Origin of the sequence: Synechococcus sp. R70.1 (assembly GCF_047461675.1) — a bacterium.
Classification (GTDB): domain Bacteria; phylum Cyanobacteriota; class Cyanobacteriia; order Thermostichales; family Thermostichaceae; genus Thermostichus.
The window spans coordinates 1-3,587 of the sequence record NZ_JANSHR010000050.1; the positions used below are offsets into that span (position 1 = coordinate 1).

Below are 3,587 nucleotides of genomic sequence, written 5' to 3' on the forward strand. Positions count from 1 at the left end.
CCAGCAACCGGGTGCCAATGGATTGCCGCTGCCGGGATCCCATCAAAATCACCAGCGTATCCAACTGGGCCAGAGCGCCCCAGGGCAGAGCCTCCAGCTCATGGGCGGTGAGAACAGCAAAGGCGCGGCTCAGGTGTTTATCGGTCAACGGGATCCCAGCCCATAAAGGGCCGGCTAGGGCCGACGACAAGCCTGGCCAGATCTCAAACGGACAGCCTGCCTCCCGCAGGGCCTGCACTTCCTCACGGGCGCGGCCAAAGATCAAGGGATCCCCCGACTTGAGGTGGACCACCTGCTTGCCTTCTCGGCAGCGCTGGATGAGCCAGCGAATGCCCTCCTGCAAACCCGCTTCTCCGGAACGTCGCCACACCTGGGCCTGCGGGGACAACTCCGCCAACAAGCGCTCGTCCACCAGCTCATCCACCCAAACCGCCTCGGCCTGCCGCAGGATCTCCAGCGCCCCTTGCGTCAGACCCGCCCGCCCGCCCAGCCCCGCTCCCACCAGATACACCTTGCCCATGGGGATGTGTTGCTGTCTCTGGTCTCAACTATCCCATCCTGCCGCAAAAGCAGGATCTTAGCCCCCTCTCTCCAATCTTCCAGCTAGGCTAAGAAGAGCCCTGCCCCTTGACGGAAAAGCGTGGAAGCCCATGGCGAACGCCGTTGCAAAGCCTTGGCCGCGCCGGCAGTTTCTGGCTGCTGGAGCTGCTCTACTGGCGGTGGGAGCGGGATCCCGCCAATCCCGGCCTCTGCGGCTAGTAACCAACTGGTATGCCCAAGCCGAACACGGCGGCTTCTACCAAGCCCTGGCCCTAGGCATCTACGCCGACTACGGCCTGCAGGTGGAAATCCGCATGGGGGGAACGGCGGTCAACGTGCTGCAACTCCTGGCGGGGGGGGCAGCAGACTTCGTCCTCGGCGGCAGCCCTGACGCCCTGGCTGCCCTGCAATCCGGGATCCCGGTGCTCACCGTGGCTGCCTTTTTCCAAAAGGATCCCCAGTGTCTCTTGGCCCATCCGGGGGTGGGCATTGAGCGCCTAGAAGACTTGCGGGGCAAGCCCATCTGGGTCTCGCCAGGGGCCAACCTCACCTACTGGCCGTTCTTGCGGGCCAAATTTGGCTTCACCGACGACCAAAAGCGCCCCTACAACTTCAGCCTCACCCCCTTCCTGCTGGACAAGTATTCCGCCCAACAGGGCTATGTCACCTCCGAGCCCTTCCGCGTGCGCCAGGAGGGCGGTTTTGATCCCGTTGTCTTTCTCTTGGCCGACTACGGCTATTCCCCTTATGCCACTACCTTGGAGACCACCCGCCCCTTTGCCGAACAGCACCCTGAGGAAGTGCGCAAGTTTGTGGCCGCCTCCATTGAAGGGTGGCAAAGCTACCTAGAGGATCCCCGCCCCGGCAACCGCCTCATCCGCGAGGACAACCCCAACATGAGCGAGGCCCTCTTGGCCTACGCCCACCAGGCCCTAAAAGACTACGGCCTCCTCACTGCCGGCGACGCGGCTACCCTGGGGATCGGCGCCATGACCCACCAGCGCTGGCAGACCTATTTTCAGGAAATGGTTGCCCTGGGAGTTGTCGAAGCTGGCTTGGACGTCCAGCAAGCCTACACCCTTGACTTTCTTCCTAGCCAGATTGCCTAATCACCGCCAAGCTTGGCGGCCACCAGTGGGGCAGAGGGTCGTTGCCATCCAAGCCGATAGCATTGGCCATAGCCTACAAGCTCTGGGGAACCAAAATGGATCGGGAGGGGGGATACTGGCGGGCCTCTTCTTGTTACTCTCAGGACCGGATCCAGTCTGTGCGCAGGCCACCTCTCAACCGCTTTCTCCTCGGCGCCGCCCAGCGGCTGCACAGCTGTGAAGGATGGGTTCGCAAAGGCCTCTCCCACGATGAGATTTTGGATCGGCTCACCGTCAGGGTATCCCTATCCCCCTGGCAAAAATTTCGACCCTTTGTCAAGCTTCTCTGGCCCTCGCAGTCGGCAAGCGCCCAACTAACTGGCCCCTGGGATTGCAATTGCTAAGAAAGTTAGCTCTCCTTGGGATCCTCGCGTAATATATTTTTTCACACGCTTCCCGCCAAATTCGCCATCCTGAAAATAGGAGCTATCTCAAGCTTTGAGAGTTGGCGAGGGGAGAGAAAAAATGGAAGCCCGCGAACGTAGCCGAATCATTGCTTCGGAGTGGATGATCGACAGCCAAAACCCGGTTCACTCTATCTCCCGTCTGAAGCAGCGGGGAACCTACTCCGACATCACCCTATGGTGGCTGGTGGTGCAACTCAACCTGATGGAACACAACTCTATTCCTTCCGATCCTCGCTAGAGTTAACACCCCCAGCAGGGTTGAAGACATCCTCCCCCTCAAGTCCAAGCTCAAACATAAAGAAGAGCTGAAAAGTACCAGCTCTTCCTGTTAAGCAAGCCGCAAAGTTCTCAGTTGCGGGTGGGCAGCGCTGCTACCTGAGCTGGTTGCGCTGGCAAAAGGGGCCGCTGGACAATTTCCGTTGCCAGGGCACTGCGCAAGTGGGCTGCCACCGCCACCGTTGTCACATCATAGCTCTGGATAGCCAAACGTGGGTAGAAGCCAATGCCAAGAATTGGCAAGAGCAGGCAGAGGGCCACTGCCATTTCCCGCGGGCGCAGATCGCCCAGGTACTCTTCCAGCACCAGGCTGGGATCCGAAGGGCCATAGAAAGTCTGCCGCAGCAGAGAAAGCAAGTAGACAGGCGTCAAGATAAGACCCACTGCCGCCAGCAGCGCCACCCCTGCTTTGAAGGCTGGTGCATAGGCATCGCTGGTGGTCAAGCCCAAAAATACCGTCAGCTCGGCCACAAAGCCGCTCATCCCCGGCAGCGCCAAAGAGGCCAAAGCTCCTGCCGTAAACAGGGCAAAGGTCTTGGGCAGTTGCTTGGCCAATCCTCCCAACTTCTCCAGAAAAAGGGTGTGGGTGCGCTCATAGGTGATCCCTGTCAAGAAGAAGAGCACCGCCGCGATCAGCCCGTGGGAGATCATCTGCAGCAGAGCGCCATTAAGCCCCAGCTCCGTAAAAGTTGCCATGCCAATCAACACAAAGCCCATGTGGGCAATGGAGGAGTAGGCTAGCCGCCGCTTGAGGTGGTTTTGTCCCAAGGCCGCCAGCGCCCCATAGATGATGTTCACTGCCCCCAGCACCGCCAGCACCGGGGCAAAGTACACGTGGGCCTCCGCTAGGAGATTCGCGTTTAGGCGGATGAGGCCATAGCCCCCCATCTTGAGCAGTACCCCGGCCAGGATCATAGAAATGGGCGCCGAGGCTTCGCTGTGGGCATCGGGCAGCCAAGTATGGAGGGGAAAAATCGGGAGCTTGACCCCGAAGGCCATGAGGAAAGCCGTATACGCCAAGATCTGCAGGGCCAGCGGGTAGGACTTAGCACCTAGCTCTGCCATCTCCAGGCTAAAGCCCTCGCCAGCAAAGGCCATTGTCAGGGATCCCACCAAGATAAAGATCGAAGCGGCGGCGGTGTAGAGGATGAACTTAGTGGCAGCATACTGGCGCTGCGGCCCGCCCCAGATGGCGATGAGGAGATAAACAGGCCCG

Annotated in this window: 4 protein-coding genes; 2 read left to right on the plus strand and 2 right to left on the minus strand. The window is 60.1% G+C overall.

Translation table 11 applies throughout. The features are described from left to right. Positions 1 to 520 (minus strand): SAM-dependent methyltransferase (locus tag NW807_RS06635; protein WP_414425626.1); only part of this gene is annotated, 520 nt, incomplete at its 3' end. Between the two features lie 130 nt (positions 521 to 650). Between NW807_RS06635 and NW807_RS06640 the strand changes: the two genes are divergently transcribed. Both NW807_RS06640 and NW807_RS06645 read left to right on the plus strand, forming a co-directional pair. Continuing rightward, positions 651 to 1,649, plus strand: a complete 999-nt coding sequence (locus NW807_RS06640) for an ABC transporter substrate-binding protein (RefSeq protein ID WP_414420920.1) — start codon at positions 651 to 653, stop codon at positions 1,647 to 1,649. Positions 1,650 to 2,153: 504 nt separating this feature from the next. Further along, on the plus strand, positions 2,154 to 2,333 hold the full coding sequence (locus NW807_RS06645; protein WP_414420918.1) for a hypothetical protein: 180 nt from the start codon (positions 2,154 to 2,156) through the stop codon (positions 2,331 to 2,333). A gap of 110 nt (positions 2,334 to 2,443) precedes the next feature. On the opposite strand, the gene NW807_RS06650 is transcribed toward NW807_RS06645, so the two are convergent. Beyond that, the coding region (locus NW807_RS06650; protein ID WP_414425627.1) for an NADH-quinone oxidoreductase subunit M at positions 2,444 to 3,587 on the minus strand (1,144 nt) is incomplete at its 5' end.